At 67.7% G+C, this 15,082-nt stretch carries 15 protein-coding genes; 11 read left to right on the forward strand and 4 right to left on the reverse strand.

Features of this window, described 5'->3' with window-relative positions; translation table 11 throughout:
* Nucleotides 1-60: 60 nt before the first annotated feature.
* Nucleotides 61-1,044, reverse strand: coding sequence for a PDR/VanB family oxidoreductase (locus tag XCC_RS01890; protein WP_011035616.1), 984 nt, complete (start codon nt 1,042-1,044; stop codon nt 61-63).
* 147 nt (nt 1,045-1,191) lie between these two features.
* Nucleotides 1,192-2,268 (reverse strand): aromatic ring-hydroxylating dioxygenase subunit alpha, encoded by a 1,077-nt coding sequence (locus XCC_RS01895; RefSeq protein WP_011035617.1) that lies wholly within the window; start codon nt 2,266-2,268, stop codon nt 1,192-1,194.
* A gap of 253 nt (nt 2,269-2,521) precedes the next feature.
* Here XCC_RS01895 and XCC_RS01900 point away from each other — a divergent pair, with 253 nt between their 5' ends.
* The 9 genes from XCC_RS01900 to XCC_RS01940 all read left to right on the forward strand — a co-directional run bounded on the left by XCC_RS01900 (nt 2,522) and on the right by XCC_RS01940 (nt 10,975).
* Nucleotides 2,522-3,385 (forward strand): CoA transferase subunit A, encoded by an 864-nt coding sequence (locus tag XCC_RS01900; protein WP_011035618.1) that lies wholly within the window; start codon nt 2,522-2,524, stop codon nt 3,383-3,385.
* On the forward strand, nt 3,382-4,170 hold the full coding sequence (locus XCC_RS01905) for a CoA-transferase subunit beta (RefSeq protein WP_011035619.1): 789 nt from the start codon (nt 3,382-3,384) through the stop codon (nt 4,168-4,170). The genes XCC_RS01900 and XCC_RS01905 overlap by 4 nt, the downstream gene beginning before the upstream one ends.
* On the forward strand, nt 4,167-5,375 hold the full coding sequence (pcaF, locus tag XCC_RS01910; protein WP_011035620.1) for a 3-oxoadipyl-CoA thiolase: 1,209 nt from the start codon (nt 4,167-4,169) through the stop codon (nt 5,373-5,375). Before XCC_RS01905 ends, pcaF begins: the two co-directional genes overlap by 4 nt.
* 72 nt (nt 5,376-5,447) lie before the next feature.
* On the forward strand, nt 5,448-6,185 hold the full coding sequence (gene pcaH, locus XCC_RS01915; protein WP_011035621.1) for a protocatechuate 3,4-dioxygenase subunit beta: 738 nt from the start codon (nt 5,448-5,450) through the stop codon (nt 6,183-6,185).
* 4 nt (nt 6,186-6,189) lie between these two features.
* Complete coding sequence (gene pcaG / locus XCC_RS01920; protein ID WP_011035622.1) at nt 6,190-6,753, forward strand: protocatechuate 3,4-dioxygenase subunit alpha; 564 nt, start codon at nt 6,190-6,192, stop codon at nt 6,751-6,753.
* 203 nt (nt 6,754-6,956) lie between these two features.
* A complete protein-coding gene (locus XCC_RS01925; protein ID WP_029217100.1) occupies nt 6,957-8,339 on the forward strand; it encodes a 3-carboxy-cis,cis-muconate cycloisomerase in 1,383 nt (460 codons plus the stop codon).
* Between the two features lie 9 nt (nt 8,340-8,348).
* Entirely contained in the window at nt 8,349-9,131 is a 783-nt protein-coding gene (gene pcaD, locus XCC_RS01930) for a 3-oxoadipate enol-lactonase (RefSeq protein WP_011035624.1), read from the forward strand.
* Between the two features lie 27 nt (nt 9,132-9,158).
* The gene (pcaC, locus tag XCC_RS01935; protein WP_011035625.1) at nt 9,159-9,563 is read left to right on the forward strand and encodes a 4-carboxymuconolactone decarboxylase; all 405 of its coding nucleotides are present in this window, start codon (nt 9,159-9,161) and stop codon (nt 9,561-9,563) included.
* Between the two features lie 485 nt (nt 9,564-10,048).
* Nucleotides 10,049-10,975 carry an alpha/beta hydrolase gene (locus XCC_RS01940; RefSeq protein ID WP_012437134.1) on the forward strand — a complete coding sequence of 309 codons (927 nt, stop codon included), beginning with the start codon at nt 10,049-10,051 and terminating at the stop codon, nt 10,973-10,975.
* A 15-nt stretch (nt 10,976-10,990) separates the two neighbouring features.
* Here the strand turns inward: XCC_RS01940 and XCC_RS01945 are convergent, their stop codons facing one another.
* A complete protein-coding gene (locus XCC_RS01945; RefSeq protein ID WP_011035627.1) occupies nt 10,991-11,851 on the reverse strand; it encodes an IclR family transcriptional regulator domain-containing protein in 861 nt (286 codons plus the stop codon).
* 151 nt (nt 11,852-12,002) lie between these two features.
* On the opposite strand from XCC_RS01945, the gene XCC_RS01950 reads away from it, so the two are divergent.
* Together XCC_RS01950 and XCC_RS01955 are read left to right on the forward strand one after the other, a co-directional pair.
* Nucleotides 12,003-12,860, forward strand: a complete 858-nt coding sequence (locus XCC_RS01950; protein WP_011035628.1) for a PA4780 family RIO1-like protein kinase — start codon at nt 12,003-12,005, stop codon at nt 12,858-12,860.
* Nucleotides 12,861-13,147: 287 nt separating this feature from the next.
* The gene (locus XCC_RS01955) at nt 13,148-14,116 is read left to right on the forward strand and encodes an alpha/beta hydrolase (RefSeq protein WP_011035629.1); all 969 of its coding nucleotides are present in this window, start codon (nt 13,148-13,150) and stop codon (nt 14,114-14,116) included.
* Between the two features lie 83 nt (nt 14,117-14,199).
* Here the strand turns inward: XCC_RS01955 and XCC_RS01960 are convergent, their stop codons facing one another.
* Nucleotides 14,200-14,910 carry a DUF2490 domain-containing protein gene (locus XCC_RS01960; RefSeq protein ID WP_011035630.1) on the reverse strand — a complete coding sequence of 237 codons (711 nt, stop codon included), beginning with the start codon at nt 14,908-14,910 and terminating at the stop codon, nt 14,200-14,202.
* Between the last annotated feature and the right edge of the window lie 172 nt (nt 14,911-15,082).

Consider the following 15,082-nt stretch of genomic DNA (forward strand, 5'->3'; position numbering starts at 1 on the left):
TGTCGCTCACACCGCCGCGATGGTGTCGCATGACGCGACCCAAGCACGATGCCTGCGCGCTCAGTCGGAGCCCGCGCGGTAGCCGGTATCGATGCTGATGCTGCCGCCCACCGCACGCGACACGCACGCGCACAGCTTGCGATTCTCGCTGCGCTGCGCATCGCTGAAGAACACGTCGCGGTGGTCGATGTCGGCCGCCGTGTCGAGCACGTCCACCGCGCACAACCCACATTCGCCGCGTCGGCATTCGGCAATCAGCTCCACACCGGCGTCGGCCAGGGCGTCGAGCATCGATACGTTCTCGGCCACCTGCACTTCCATGCCCAGTCCAGGCAACTTGACCACGAAGGCCTGTGCCGGCACCCGCCCGCTGTTGCCGAAGGTCTCGAAATGCAGGCGCGCGCGCGGCCGGCCGGCGGCGTGCCACTGCTGGCGCACTGCTTCGAGCATGCCCAGCGGCCCGCAGACATAGACCTCGGCATTGGGCGACAAGGTGGCCAGTTCCGCGGCCAGATCCGGCGGGCCGGCCTGGTCGTCGCAATGCACTTGCAGGCGTGCGCCGAGCAGCGCCTCCAGCGTGTCCACATAGGCCATGGTGTCGCGTGCGCGGCCCACGTACAGCATGCGGAACGCCTGATGCCGGCGCGCCAGCCGCTGCGCCATGCCCACGATGGGCGTCACGCCGATACCGCCGGCAATCAGCAGGATTTCCTCACCCGCTTCATCCAGCGCGAAGTTATTGCTGGGTGGCGAAATTTCCACCACGTCGCCCGGTGCCAAGGTCCACATATGCCGCGAGCCGCCGCGGCTTTCGGGCATCTGCCGCACCGCCACCTGGTAGTAGCCATCGGCGCGGGGCTCGCCTACCAGCGAATAGGACCGCACATCCTCGCGCCCGTGGAGCTGCAGGCGGAAATCCAGATGGCTGCCCACCTCGAAACTGCGCGTGTTCGCGCCCGGGTCGAGCACGATCTCGCGCACGCCCTGGCAGGCATCGGCAACACTCACCACGCGGGCGTGGTGCCAATGGGTGTCTTTACGCATGCTGATCTCCTTGCTTCGATCCCGGTATGCGGCCTGCGCCTGGCGCTTGTGCAGCACGTGCGTGGCGTTGATGCGCTGCAGGCACTGGCGACAGCGCACGGGCCACGCGCGCAACGTGCAGCGGTGTTGATGCATCGCGCATGGCCATCACCCCACCATGCGCAAGGACAGGTCGCCGGCGCGCTGTTCGCGCGCGATCAGGCGGTCGATGACGCGCCGCGCCCACATGCCGCCGGCGTCCACGTTGAGGTTGTAGAACGCGTGGTCCGGATGCGCTTCGATCGCGCGTTGCTGGGCTTCCAGCACGGCTTCGTCTTCGCCGAATACGCCGGTGACGCCTTCGCGCGTGAGCGTGGTCAATGACTGGTCATGCAGCGCGTAGTTGCGCATGAATGCCCAGAAGTAATGGCAGGTGGTGTCGGTTTCCGGGGTGATGGTGTTGAGCACGAACCCGTTGACGCCCTGGCTGCGGTCACCCTGCGGCGCGCCGGTGCCGGTGATGGCCACGCCGACATCGATGGCGATGGTGCCCGGTGCTTCGAAATGGATGATCTGCCAGCGGTCCACCTTGCCGTGGTAGTTCAGGTGCCGCGCGATCTGGCCGGCCCAGAACGGCGGTGGGTCGATGTTGTGCATCCAGCGCGACACGGTCACCGTGCGGTCGCCGTGCACCACCTCGAACGGCGCTTCGGCCACTTCGTCCTGGCCGATACTCGAGCCATGCACGAAGGTTTCGTGGGTGAGATCCATCAGGTTGTCCAGCACCAGCCGGTAATCGCATTTGGCGTGGATGGTGCGGCCGTCGCCGGCCCAGGCCGGATCGTGCGACCAGTGCAGGTCCGGGATCAGCGCCACATCGGCCTGCGCCGGGTCGCCCGGCCACACCCACACGTAGCGGTGCTTTTCGGCCACAGGAAAGCCGCGCACGCAGGCCGAGGGGTTGATGGTTTCCTGCGAGGGCATGTGCACGCAGCGGCCCTGCGCGTTGTAGACCAGCCCGTGGTAGCCGCAGACCACGTCGTCGCCGCGCAGCTTGCCCATCGACAACGGCACCAGCCGGTGCCAGCAGGCATCTTCCAACGCCACCACGGCCCCGGCGGTGGTGCGGTAGAGCACCACGTCCAGGTTGCAGAGCTTGCGCGGGGTGAGCGCGTGCTTGACCTCGTGGTCCCAGGCGACGGCGTACCACGCGTTGAGGGGGAACAGCGGCTTGGACTGTGACATGACCGTGACTCCTGGGCTTCTAGGCAACCTGGGTAAGGACTGGCGCAAGACACTGCGCCCAACCCGAAGTTGACGCGCACTGCCGCGCTGGCGTCCGCTTGCGGGCGAAGTTATGTATACACCGGAGACAATGTTGGTGGCACAAGTGGCTGGTATTCATGTGCGATTATCGAATGACAATTTCGATAATCGGATTGACCGGCACGCAAACCGGGGCCTACCGTGGCGACACCGTGGTGTGCAGGAGTCTGGAATGGCCGACATCGTTTCCCTGTCCGAGGCCGTGGCACAGCTGATCGCAGATGGCGATTGCGTGGCAATGGAAGGCTTTACCCACCTGATCCCGCACGCCGCCGGCCACGAGGTGATCCGCCAGCGCAAACGCAACCTGCGGCTGGTGCGGATGACCCCGGACCTGATTTACGACCAACTGATCGGTGCCGGCTGCGCGTCGGCGCTGCGCTTTTCCTGGGGCGGCAATCCTGGCGTGGGCTCGCTGCACCGGCTGCGCGATGCGGTGGAACACGGCTGGCCTGCGCCGCTGCAACTGCGCGAACACAGCCACGCGGACATGGCCAACGCGTATGTGGCCGGCGCGTCGGGCTTGCCGTTCGCCGTGCTGCGCGGCTATGTGGGCTCGGACCTGCCCAAGGTCAACGACAGCATCCGTTTCCTGCAGTGCCCCTACACCGGGCAGACCCTGGCGACCTCGCCGGCGGTCAATCCGGATGTCACCGTGATCCACGCGCAGCAGGCCGACCGCCGCGGCAATGTGTTGCTGTGGGGCATTCTGGGCGTGCAGAAAGAGGCCGCGCTGGCCGCGCGCAAGGTGATCGTGACGGTGGAGGAGATCGTTGACACGCTCGATGCGCCGCCCAATGCCTGCATCCTGCCGCGCTGGGTGGTGAGTGCGGTCTGCGTGGTGCCCGGGGGCGCCGCGCCGTCGTATGCGCATGGCTACTCCGCGCGCGACAACCGCTTCTATCTGGCCTGGGATGCCATGGCCCGCGATCGCGCGCGGTTCCAGGCGTGGATCCAGGCCCACATCCTGGACACCGACGACTTCGCCGGGTTCCAGCGCGTGTATGCCGGCAGCCAGCACGCGGAGGCGGCATGAGCGACTACAGCACCAACGAAATGATGACCGTGGCGGCAGCACGTCGCCTGCCCGATGGCGCGGTGTGTTTCGTCGGCATCGGCCTGCCCTCCACCGCGGCAAACCTGGCGCGGCTGACGCATGCACCGGAGGTCACGTTGATCTACGAATCCGGCCCGATCGGTGCGCGCCCGCAGGTGTTGCCGCTGTCGATCGGCGATGGCGAACTGGCCGAGACCGCCGACACCGTGGTCTCCACCCCGGAGATCTTTCGCTATTGGCTGCAAGGCGGGCGGGTCGATGTAGGGTTCCTGGGCGCGGCGCAGATCGATCGCCATGCCAACCTCAACACCACCGTGATCGGCCCCTACGCCGCACCGAAGACGCGCCTGCCCGGTGCCGGCGGCGCGCCGGAAATCGCCACCAGCGCCAAGCAGGTCTTCATCATCATGCGGCAGTCCACGCGCAGCTTCGTGCAGACGCTGGATTTCATCACCACCGTCGGTCATCTGGACGGCGGTGATGCACGCACCCGCGCCGGCCTGCCCGGTGCCGGCCCCACCGTGGTGGTCACCGATCTATGCGTGATGGAACCCGACCCGGTCAGCCGCGAGCTCACCGTGACCGCGCTGCATCCTGGCGTGACCCAGGCGCAGGTCACCGCGGCCACCGGCTGGGCGGTGCGCTTTGCCGCAACGCTGACCGAAACTGCCGCACCCACCGCCACCGAGTTGCACGCCTTGCGTGCGTTGCAGGCACGCACCGCCGCAGCCCACGGAACGCAAGCGGCGGGAGCCGAGGCATGAGCGAGGTCTATCTGGTGGATGGCATTCGCACGCCGATCGGCCGTTACGGCGGCGCACTGTCCAGCGTGCGCGCCGACGATCTGGGCGCGGTGCCGATCGCCGCGTTGCTGGCGCGGCATCCACAGCTGGACCCGGCGGCCATCGACGATGTCTACCTGGGCTGCGCCAACCAGGCCGGCGAAGACAACCGCAATGTCGCGCGGATGAGTGTGTTGCTGGCTGGCTTGCCCAGTTCGGTGCCGGGCAGCACGGTGAATCGCCTGTGCGGCTCGGGACTGGAAGCGGTGGGCATTGCGGCACGCGGCATCCGTGCCGGCGAACTGGAGCTGGCATTGGCTGGGGGCGTGGAGTCGATGTCGCGCGCGCCGTGGGTGATGGGCAAGGCGGAATCGGCGTTCGCCCGGAACCAGCACCTGCACGACACCACGATGGGCTGGCGCTTCATCAATCCGCGCCTGGAAGCGACCTACGGCGTGGAGCTGATGGGCGAGACCGCCGAGAACGTCGCGCAGCGCTACGCCATCAGCCGCGACGACCAGGATGCGTTTGCCCTGCGCAGCCAGCAGCGCACCGCCGCCGCGCAGGCTGCCGGGTTCTTCGACGACGAGATCACCGCAGTGGCGGTGGCCGGGCGCAAGGGCGGCGAGCGCGTGCAGGTGATGCGCGACGAACATCCGCGGGCCGATGCCAGTGCCGAGGCCCTGGCGCGGCTCAAGCCGGTGTTCCGCCAGCCGGGCACGGTCACGGCCGGCAATGCGGCCGGCCTCAATGACGGTGCCGCCAGCCTGTTGCTGGCCTCGGCGCGCGCGCTGCACCTGCACGGGCTCACGCCACGCGCGCGGGTGCTGGGGTTTGCCTCGGCGGGCGTGGAGCCAACCTACATGGGCATCGGCCCGATCCCGGCCACGCAACGCCTGCTGGCGCGGCTGGGGCTGCAGATCGCGCAATTCGATGCGATCGAATTCAACGAAGCCTTCGCCGCGCAGGCGCTGGCCTGCACGCGCGCGTTCGGATTGGCCGACGATGCCGCGCACGTCAATGCCAATGGCGGTGCAATCGCGCTGGGCCACCCGCTGGGCATGAGCGGTGCACGGCTGGCACTGACGCTGCTGCGTCAACTCGACGCCTGCAATGGCCGCCGCGGGCTGGCCAGCATGTGTATCGGCGTCGGCCAGGGCGTAGCGCTGGCGATCGAGCGTGTTTGAGCGCCATGATCTCGCGCCCGCGCCGTTGCATGCCCACTTCATCGATCACGCTCACACCTGCGTCTGACGGAGATGCCGATGCACGACCTTCCCCCTGATACGCCGCCCGGCGATGTCCTGCTCGGCTATCGGCGCCCCCGCGCCGGCACGCAGCCTGCCTACCTGCATGCGCCGTATGCGTCCACCGCGTTGCGTGCGCCCACGCGTGCACCGATCGCCATGCCGGTCACGCTGTCGGAAGTCACCGGGCCACGGCCTTCGCAGATCACCCTCGGCGCGCATGCGGCCGACCTCACCGCCGGCTTTGCCGGTGAGCCACTGGGCGAGCGCATCATCGTGTCCGGCCGTGTGCTCGACGAAAACGGCGCGCCGGTCCGCAATAGTGTGGTGGAGGTCTGGCAATGCAATGCGGCCGGGCGCTACCAACACGAGGGCGACCGCCACGATGCGCCGCTGGATCCCAACTTTCGCGGCACCGGCCAGGTGCTGACCGACGCGCACGGGCGCTACGCCTTCAAGACCATCAAGCCCGGCGCCTATCCCTGGCGCAATCACTACAACGCCTGGCGGCCGGCGCATATCCATTTTTCGCTACACGGCGATGGCATCGGCCAACGCCTGATCACGCAGATGTATTTCCCCGGTGATCCGTTGCTCGCGCACGACCCGATCTACAACTGCGTGGACGACCCGCTGGCACGCGACCGCATGGTGTCCAGTTTCGATTGGGAGCACGCGGTGAGCGAATACGCGCTGGCCTATCGGTTCGACATCGTGCTGCGCGGCCGCAAGCAAACCGTCTGGGAGTGAGCCAATGAGCCTGCATGCAACGCCGTCGCAAACGGTTGGCCCGTACTACCGGCTGGGGCTGGAGCCCTTGTATCGCGCACAGATCGCACCGGAGCACGCGGCCGGCACGCAGGTGCAGATCAGCGGATGCGTGTTCGATGGTGCCGGCATGCCGGTGAGCGATGCGGTGCTGGAGCTATGGCAGGCCGATGCCGCCGGCATCTATGCCCATGCGCACGATCCGCGCTGCGCCGCGCACGACCCCAGTTTCGATGGCTGGGGCCGCGTGCCCACCGATGCACAGGGCCGCTACCGGCTCAGCACCATCCGGCCAGGCCCGGTGGCCGGTCCGAACGGGCAGCCGCAGGCGGCGCATCTGGTCGTGCTCGTGTTCATGCGCGGGCTGTTGCGCGGCGTGGCAACGCGGCTGTACTTCGCCGACGACCCACAGCTGAGCGGTGACCCCATCCTCGCGCTGGTGCCGCCCGAACGGCGCGGCACATTGCTGGCGCGCGCGCGCAGCGCTGGCGACTACGTGTGGGACATCCACATGCAGGGCGATGCCGAGACGGTGTTCTTCAGTTACTGATGGGCGCGTGCACTGAAACGCGTGCCTGACGAGGTAGTTGTTTGCACAGGTCGCCAGGGTGTTGGCGCATGCAACCACAGCCTCCAGGTCGCGCCATCGGCGTGGCATCGCGCCCGCGCAAGCGGGGTGCCGGTGCACCGCCGCCGCTCACGCGAGCCGCGCGTCCGGCACGCGCATGGTTGGCACCTGTGCGCATCGGTGCCATGCTCCGGCCACGCCAAGAGATGCAATGCATGAGTGCAACGTTTTCCCTGCTGGGCGGCCTGTTTGGCGACCCCGCGTGCGATGAAGTGTTCGACGATGCCGCGCGCGTGCAGGCGATGCTGGACTTCGAGTCCGCGCTGGCCCGGGCGCAGGCGCAATGCGGGGTGATTCCGCAGGCGGCCGCGCAGGTCATTGCCGCCCAGTGCCACGCAGTGCACTACGACCTGGCCGCATTGGCGCAGGCCACGGCACTGGCCGGCAACCCTGCCATTCCGTTGATCAAGGAACTGACCCGGCAGGTGGCCGCGCACGATGTCGATGCCGCGCGCTGGGTGCATTGGGGCGCCACCAGCCAGGACGTGATCGATACCGGCAGCGTGCTGCAACTGCGCGCGGCCTTCGACCTGCTGCTGCCGCGCCTGGACGCACTGTGCGCCTGCCTGGCGACGCTGGCCGCACGCGAGCGCGCCACCGGGCTGCCGGGCCGCACCCTGTTGCAGCAGGCGGTACCCGTGACCTTCGGGCTCAAGGCCGCCGGCTGGCTGGACGCCTTGCAGCGCGCACGCCGCCGCCTGCATACCGCGCGCACCGAGGCCTTGGTGCTGCAATTCGGCGGGGCCGCCGGCACCCTGGCGGCGCTGGAAACGCGTGGGCTGGAGGTGGCGCAGGCCTTGGCGCATACGCTGCAGTTGCCGCTGCCGGCGTTGCCCTGGCACACCGCGCGCGACCGCCTGGTGGAGGTGGGTTGCGCATTCGCGTTGCTGGCCGGCAGCCTGGGCAAGATCGGCGGCGATGTGGTGCTGCTGATGCAATCGGAAGTGGGCGAGGCGTTCGAGCCGGCGGCGGCGGGCAAGGGCGGCTCCTCGGCGATGCCGCACAAGCGCAACCCGGTGGCCGGCGTGGTGGCGGTCGCCGCCGCCGCGCGCGTGCCCGGGCTGGTGGCCACCTTGTTCGCCACGATGGCGCAGCCGCACGAGCGCGCGGCCGGGCAGTGGCATGCCGAATGGGAAACGCTACCGGAGATCGTGCGCCTGACCGCCGGCAGCCTTGCGCAGATGCAGGCCTGCCTGGCCGGGCTGGAACTGGACCGCACGCGCATGCAGGCGCATCTGCACAGCCACGGTGGCGTGCTCTACGCGGAGGCCGCGGTGTTCGCACTGGCGCGGCAGCTGGGCAAGTCGCAGGCGCATACGCTGGTCGAACATGCGGTGGCGCGTGCGCAGTCGGCAGGGCGTCATCTGCGCGAGGAGCTGGCCGACGATCCTCACGTGCAGGCAATGCTCTCGCCGGCACAACTGGAGGCGATCTTCGCGCCCGACAGCTGGCGTGGCATGGCGTCGGTCTGGATCGACCGCGTCCTGGCCGCTTCACCTTCCCCCTGACGGTGGCCCATGGCATTTCTCCAGTTGCCGACACATCGCCTGCATTACCGCCTGGATGGCACTGAAGGACGCCCCTGGCTGACCTTCTGCAACTCGCTTGGCACCGACCTGCACATGTGGGACGTGCAGCTGGAGGCGCTTGCGCCGCACTACCGCATCCTGCGCTACGACCGCCGTGGTCACGGCTACTCCGAGTCGCCGCCCGGCCCATACAGCGTGGCCGACCTGGGCCAGGATGTGATTGCGCTCTGGGATGCGCTGCAGATTGCGCGCAGTGATTTTTGTGGGCTCTCGATCGGCGGGCTCACCGGCCAATGGCTCGGCCTCAACGTGCCGCAGCGATTGCGGCGGCTGGTGGTCTGCGCCACAGCGCAGAAGATCGGCAGCGCCGACACCTGGGCCACACGGATCGAGCAGGTGCGCCACGACGGCTTGCCGGTGTTGATCGACGCCACGTTGCAGCGCTGGTTCACCCCGCACTTCGCCCTGTCGCATGCGCAGCGTCTGGACATGATCGCCGCCGCGTTCGTATCCACCTCCCCCGACGGCTACATCGCCTGTTGCCAGGCAGTAGCCGATGCCGACTTCCGTGGCGCACTGGAAGCCCTGGAGGTGCCATTGCTGGCCATCGCCGGCGACGACGATCCGGTCTGCCCGCCCACCGACCTGCGCGACATCGCCTATGCGGTGCCCGACGGCCAGTACGCGCAGGTGCCCGGCCGCCACATCTGCAACCTGGAATCGCCGGCAGCGTTCAACGACGTGCTGCTGGGTTTTCTCCAGGCCGAGTGAGCTTTCCCCCAACTGCAAGGACACCCGATGCACGAAGACGAACGATACCAGGCCGGCCTGCGCGAGCGCCGGCGCGTGCTGGGCGATGCGCATGTCGACCGCGCGCTGGCCGCGCGCACCGAGTTCACCGGCGAGTTCCAGGACATGATCACCCGCCACGCCTGGGGCACCATCTGGACCCGTGACGGCCTGCCCGCCCACACTCGCTCGCTGCTGACCCTGGCGATGATGGTGGCGCTGGGGTGTGATGAGGAATTCAAGCTGCATGTGCGTGCCGCGCGCAACAACGGCGTCACTGCCGCGCAGATCAAGGAAGTATTGCTGCAGGCAGCGATCTACTGCGGCGTGCCAGCGGCCAACCACGCCTTCGCGTTAGCGCAACCGATCCTGGACGCACAGGCGGCCGAAGGTGAGCCGGCAACCGACGGTTAGCTGATCGGCACGATCGCGATCGCAGATGGCACGGCACACCATGCACGCGTAACGGATGAGACGCGTCGGCGGCCGCAGCACACATCAACACAAAGACATCGCACCCGATGCCACTCCTCCGCCAGGAAAGAGGCAGGGCGCGTGCACGGCGCAAGACCGTGTTGTGATCGAAGATGGTCAAGCGCATGGACGCGCCTCGCATGCGTCGTACCGGCGGCGGCCGCGCACCAACCATGCAATTGCACCGTAGTCGCTCTGCGTTGGAGAGGGTTCGTTGAGAGAACGCCGTGATCAACGATGGAGAACCACCCGCACGCGCGCCGCAAGAAACATATCCGACAGCAGCGCATCCCCGCACTGGTTCCGCCAGCGCATCGCCTGATCGCCAGCGGCCATGACACACCGCCCGCACTACGGCGATGATGCAGCCTCCCAATACGCCGGCCTGCCGCGTCCTTGCAGCGCCGCCATCCACGAGGCTCCACATGATGCTACGTCTCGCCTGCCTGGCAGTGCTGCTGCTCCTTACCTGCGGCGCGCAGGCGCAACCACAGCCCGGCCCGGGCACGCAGCGTGCGCAGGTGCAGGCCGACGATGGCCAGCCACTGGTGGTGTGGTCGCGGCTGCCGGCACGGCCGCGTGGCACGCTGCTGCTGGTGCATGGGCGCACCTGGAGTGCATTGCCCAACTTCGATCTGCAAGTGGCCGGCGAGCCTGCCGACACGCGCTCGGTGCTGGCGGCGTTGGCACAGGCGGGCCACGCGGTGTATGCGCTGGATCTGCGCGGCTATGGCGGCACCGCGCGCGATGGCAGCGGGTGGAACACGCCGGTACGCGCCATGGCTGACGTGCGCGCCACGCTGACATGGATCGCCAAGCGCCATCCCGGTCTGCCGCCGCCCGCACTGCTGGGGTATTCCAATGGCGCACGGGTGGCCTTGCTGCTCGCCCAGACGCAGCCGGAGCTGTTGTCGGCGCTGGTGCTGTATGGCTTTCCGGACGATGTCGATGCCGCGCCGCAGGCCGCCGCCGTGCCCGCACAGCCGCCGCGTGAACGCACCACCGCCGAAGCCGCTGGCTCGGACTTCATCACTGCCAATGCCGCGCCCGCCGCCGTACAGAAGGCGTATGTGGCCGCCGCACTCGCGGCCGACCCGGTGCGCACCGACTGGCGCGCGATGGAGCAATTCGCCTACCAGCCCGAGCAGGTGACGCGCGTGCCGGTGCTGCTGCTGCGCGGTGTGGATGACCCACTCGCCACGCAGTCAGAGAATGCGCACCTGTTCGCACGCCTGGGCAGCGCCGACCGCAGCTGGGTCACCTTGCCGCACGCCGACCATGTGGCGCATGTCGAAGACAGCCATGCCGCCTGGGTGGACGCGGTGGTCGCCTTCCTGCGCCGCCCGCGCTGAACCAGCCGGACACGCTCAGCTGAGCAGGGCGCCCAAGCGCTGCGCCGCCTGCTTGAGCGGCTCCACCCACTGGGTCTGCATCGTCTGCAGGCTCACCCGCCCGGCCTGCGCACCGATATTGAGCGCGGCAATCACCTCGCCACGCAGGTTGCGCACCGGCACTGCGATCGAGCGCAGGCCGATCTCCAGCTCCTGGTCGGTCAGGCAGACGCCCTCGCGGCGCGCCCGTGCCAGCACCTCGAGCAGGGCGGCGGGCTGGGTCACGGTGCGGTCGGTGCGCGGACGCAAGGTGGTGCGTTCCAGATAGGCCTGCAGCGTGTCGGCAGGCAGGGCCGCCAGCAGCACCCGCCCCATCGACGTGCAATAGGCCGGCAGGCGGGTGCCGGGCCGCAGCCCGATCGACATGATGCGCACGGTTTCCGCGCGTGCCACGTACAGCAGGTCATCGCCATCCAGCACCCCCAGCGAGCACGACTCGTGCACCTGGTCGCGCAGGCCATCCAGCACTGGCTGCGCCGCAGCGGTCATCGACGAGGACGCGGTGTACGCACCGCCCAGCCCCAGCACCCGCGGCAGCAACACATAGCCGCGGCCCTGCTCACCCACATAACCCAGGGCCGCCAGGGTGTGCAGCACGCGCCTGACCGCGGCGCGCGAGATGCCGGTCTCCAGGCTGATCTGCGACATCGTCACCTCGCGCGCGTGCTGGGCGAACACGCTCAACACCACCAGCCCGCGCCCGAGCGAGGTCATGAAATCCGGGTCACCTTTGGCAGCGGCAATCTGCTGCATCAAGGCATGCGGTAGGCCGCGCTCGCTGCTGGCGATGGCCGGCGCGGCGGGACGTTTGCGGCGGGAAGAGGTGGGCTCGGGCATCGCATCGCGCTAGGGGCAGGTGCCTGCATGGTAAGCGCATCGTCCCAATGCATGGCCCCGGTCTCAGCTCGGCCCCGTACGGGGTGAGCGCTTCACCCTGCTTGACGCATAATCGTCACTGGTCTTTTTCCTGCGTTGGTTCCCTTCCTCCATGAAAACCCCCAAGGGCCTGCAACCGCTGATCGACGATGGCGTCATCGACGAAGTGTTGCGACCACTGAAAAGCGGCAAGGAAGCCTCCGTCTACGTGGTCAGCGCGGGCGAAGACATCCTGTGCGCGAAGGTCTACAAGGACATGGCGCAGCGCAGCTTCCAGGCGCGCGTGCAATACCAAGAAGGACGCAAGGTGCGCGGCAGCCGCCAGGCCCGTGCGATGGGCAAGGCCACCAAGTTCGGCCGCAAGGAAGCCGAGACCGCCTGGAAGAACACCGAGGCCGACGCGCTCTACCAACTGGTGGACGCCGGCGTGCACGTGCCCAAGCCGCGCGGCTATTTCCACGGCGTGTTGCTGATGGACCTGGTGACCGACGACGCCGGCCACAGCGCGCCACGGCTGGGCGAAGTGGAACTGGAGCCGGAACAGGCGCGCCTCTTCCACACCAGCCTGGTCGGCGACGTGGTCAAGATGTTGTGCCTGGGCCTGGTGCATGGCGACCTCTCCGAATACAACGTGCTGGTCTCGCCCGACGGCCCGGTGGTGATCGACTTCCCGCAGGTGGTCAGCGCGGCCGGCAACAACGCCGCACGCGACATGTTGCTGCGCGACGTGCACAACCTGCGTGACTGCCTGGGCCGGTTCGCCCCCGAGTTGCTAGACACCTATTACGGCGAAGAAATGTGGGCGTTGTTCGAAAAGGGCGAGCTGCGCCCGGACAGTGCATTGACCGGCCGTTTCACCTTCGACACCAAGCGCGCCGACGTGCGTGCCATCCGCGCCTCGATCGAGGACGCGCGCCAGGAAAACCTGATCCGTCAGCAGGGCCGCGAGGCGGCCGCCGAAGACGATTGATCGCGATGGCTGCAGCAGGTGTGGCTGCGGCGTTACCAGCGGCTAACGCTGCTGCCTAAAGCTGCTGCGGTCATCCGCAACAGCGCTTGGCTGCCTGTGTCTAACGGCACGCACACGTTACGCCAGCATGGACGATGCCCGGTGATGCGCCTGGCCAATACGCTGCATTGCAGTGACCTATCTGCATCGACATCACGCGCATGATCGAAACAATTGATGAGCCGTAATGGTTAAAGGCCATAACGATCTGGCAAGCTCGGCGTCTCTCATCGCTGCTGGAGTCCGTCATGGAATTCGATCCCGATGTCGTGCGCCTGTTCGTGCAGCTGCAGCAAGCGGGGCAGCCCCCGATGGAGGCGCTGCCGTTGCAGGAAGCACGCGCCATGATGCGCGGCATGGGAGTGCAGCTGGGATTTCCACGGCTGCCGATGGCGCAGGTGACCGACCTGCAGGCCGACACTGCCGCCGGCACGGTGCCGCTACGTCTGTACCGGCCGCCGGGCCTGAATGACACGCCCGCACCTACGTGTCTGTTCGTGCACGGTGGTGGCGGTGTTGTGGGCGATCTGGACTCGCATGACGACGTCTGCCGGCAGCTGGCGGCACGCACGCCGTGTCAGGTGCTGGCGGTGGACTATCGCCTCGCGCCCAAACATCCGGCGCCGGCCGGCGTGGAGGATGTCATCGCCACACTGCACTGGCTGGCCGAGCATGCCGACGCGGTGGGCGCCGATCCGCAGCGTCTTGCGATCTGCGGTGACAGTATCGGAGGTGGCATGGCGGCGGTAGCGGCGATCACTGCACAGCAGCGAGGTATCGCGTTGCGCTGTCAGCTGTTGCTGTACCCGCTGACGGATGCGCGCCCGGATACCGGCGTGCATCCCTCACGCGGCCGCAATGCCGAGATCCCGCCGCTGACCCGCAGCGCGGTGCAGTTCTTCAATCGCCTGTTGCTGCCGGACATGCGCCTGGCCGACCACTGGCACATCTCCGTGCTGCTGGCGCCGGACGTGGCCGGCGTGGCGCCGGCACTGGTGGTGCTGGCCGACCGCGACATCCTGCACGACGAGGGACTGCAATACGCCGAGCGCCTGCGCACCGCCGGCGTGGAAGTCACCCAGCGCACCTGTGTCGGCATGATCCATGGCTTCATCACCATGGGCGGCGTGATCCGTGCGGCCGAGGAAACCATCGAGCTGGCGGCGCTGATGCTGCGGCAACGGCTGCTGCCAGTGCAGCCACGCTTTGCCGCGTAGCCAACACGTGCCTCGGCGCGCCGGCGGCGCATTCAACGCATTACCGAAAGGCCGCGACCAAGTCGCGCGGCCTGTGCGTGCGCTCAGAAATTGAAGCGGAAGGTGGTCATCAAGACGTGGTTTTCGCGGTCGATCGTGCGGTTATTGACGAACTGATTCAAATACCCGACATCGACATTGGAGATTGCATTGAACTTCCAGTTGATGCCCACGAACACCCGGTTCTGATCGATGCCGCTGCGTGCGCCCCACTGGGTCTGATCCAGATTGACGAACAGCTCGTTGAATGCCACCCACGACAACTGCGGGCTCAGGCTGCTCGGACGCACGGCCCTGATCATCTGCCGCACCCGGTAGCCTTCATCGCTGAAGCCCTCGCGGTGGCGTTGCTCCAGACGCGTGCGGCTGGTGATGGTGATGTTGGCGATCGGATCGAACTGATACTGGAACTGCCCCCACCAGCGATTTTCGCGATTGGACGACTGCCCGGCCGGGTGGCTGATGATGGTGTCGTAGCCCATCCAGACACTGGCTTTGGGATTGAGCCGGTAGAACACGGCAGGGCGCAGGATCAATTGATCGAACTGCTCGCCTTCCTCGCGCCAGCGCGGGTGCACGTCCATGCTCCAGTAAAGATTCTCGACCGGCAGCTTGCCTTGCGCATACACGCTCAGCCAGTAACGCCCGTCTTCTTCGGTCTGGGCCGCCGCCTGCGAGGTGCTGCCCAGCATCAGCAACAGGGCGGGACAGGCGATTCGGTAGGTTGCCGTCAGCAGCGCACGCAGTTTGTTCATGATCAGGAAGTCGTCAGTGGTGCCTGAGCATACCAACTCGGTCGCGACCGCCATCAAACTTCGCGGCATCCGCCGTGCGATACGGCCCGATCACTTCGCACCGGGCGACATGAGCTCGCTGCGTGACATCTGTTGGCAATCAGCGCCTGCGTATCGGTGCCCTCGATCTCTC

The sequence above is a fragment of the Xanthomonas campestris pv. campestris str. ATCC 33913 genome, assembly GCF_000007145.1.
In the GTDB taxonomy this organism is placed as follows: domain Bacteria; phylum Pseudomonadota; class Gammaproteobacteria; order Xanthomonadales; family Xanthomonadaceae; genus Xanthomonas; species Xanthomonas campestris.

What these genes read in the sequence shown, in the direction of transcription:
- XCC_RS01890 (WP_011035616.1), bottom strand. Translation starts at nt 1,044, where the DNA reads ATGCGTAAAGACACCCATTGGCACCACGCCCGCGTGGTGAGTGTTGCC.
- XCC_RS01895 (WP_011035617.1), bottom strand. Translation starts at nt 2,268, where the DNA reads ATGTCACAGTCCAAGCCGCTGTTCCCCCTCAACGCGTGGTACGCCGTC.
- XCC_RS01900 (WP_011035618.1), top strand. Translation starts at nt 2,522, where the DNA reads ATGGCCGACATCGTTTCCCTGTCCGAGGCCGTGGCACAGCTGATCGCA.
- XCC_RS01905 (WP_011035619.1), top strand. Translation starts at nt 3,382, where the DNA reads ATGAGCGACTACAGCACCAACGAAATGATGACCGTGGCGGCAGCACGT.
- pcaF (WP_011035620.1), top strand. Translation starts at nt 4,167, where the DNA reads ATGAGCGAGGTCTATCTGGTGGATGGCATTCGCACGCCGATCGGCCGT.
- pcaH (WP_011035621.1), top strand. Translation starts at nt 5,448, where the DNA reads ATGCCGATGCACGACCTTCCCCCTGATACGCCGCCCGGCGATGTCCTG.
- pcaG (WP_011035622.1), top strand. Translation starts at nt 6,190, where the DNA reads ATGAGCCTGCATGCAACGCCGTCGCAAACGGTTGGCCCGTACTACCGG.
- XCC_RS01925 (WP_029217100.1), top strand. Translation starts at nt 6,957, where the DNA reads ATGCTCCGGCCACGCCAAGAGATGCAATGCATGAGTGCAACGTTTTCC.
- pcaD (WP_011035624.1), top strand. Translation starts at nt 8,349, where the DNA reads ATGGCATTTCTCCAGTTGCCGACACATCGCCTGCATTACCGCCTGGAT.
- pcaC (WP_011035625.1), top strand. Translation starts at nt 9,159, where the DNA reads ATGCACGAAGACGAACGATACCAGGCCGGCCTGCGCGAGCGCCGGCGC.
- XCC_RS01940 (WP_012437134.1), top strand. Translation starts at nt 10,049, where the DNA reads ATGATGCTACGTCTCGCCTGCCTGGCAGTGCTGCTGCTCCTTACCTGC.
- XCC_RS01945 (WP_011035627.1), bottom strand. Translation starts at nt 11,851, where the DNA reads ATGCCCGAGCCCACCTCTTCCCGCCGCAAACGTCCCGCCGCGCCGGCC.
- XCC_RS01950 (WP_011035628.1), top strand. Translation starts at nt 12,003, where the DNA reads ATGAAAACCCCCAAGGGCCTGCAACCGCTGATCGACGATGGCGTCATC.
- XCC_RS01955 (WP_011035629.1), top strand. Translation starts at nt 13,148, where the DNA reads ATGGAATTCGATCCCGATGTCGTGCGCCTGTTCGTGCAGCTGCAGCAA.
- XCC_RS01960 (WP_011035630.1), bottom strand. Translation starts at nt 14,910, where the DNA reads ATGAACAAACTGCGTGCGCTGCTGACGGCAACCTACCGAATCGCCTGT.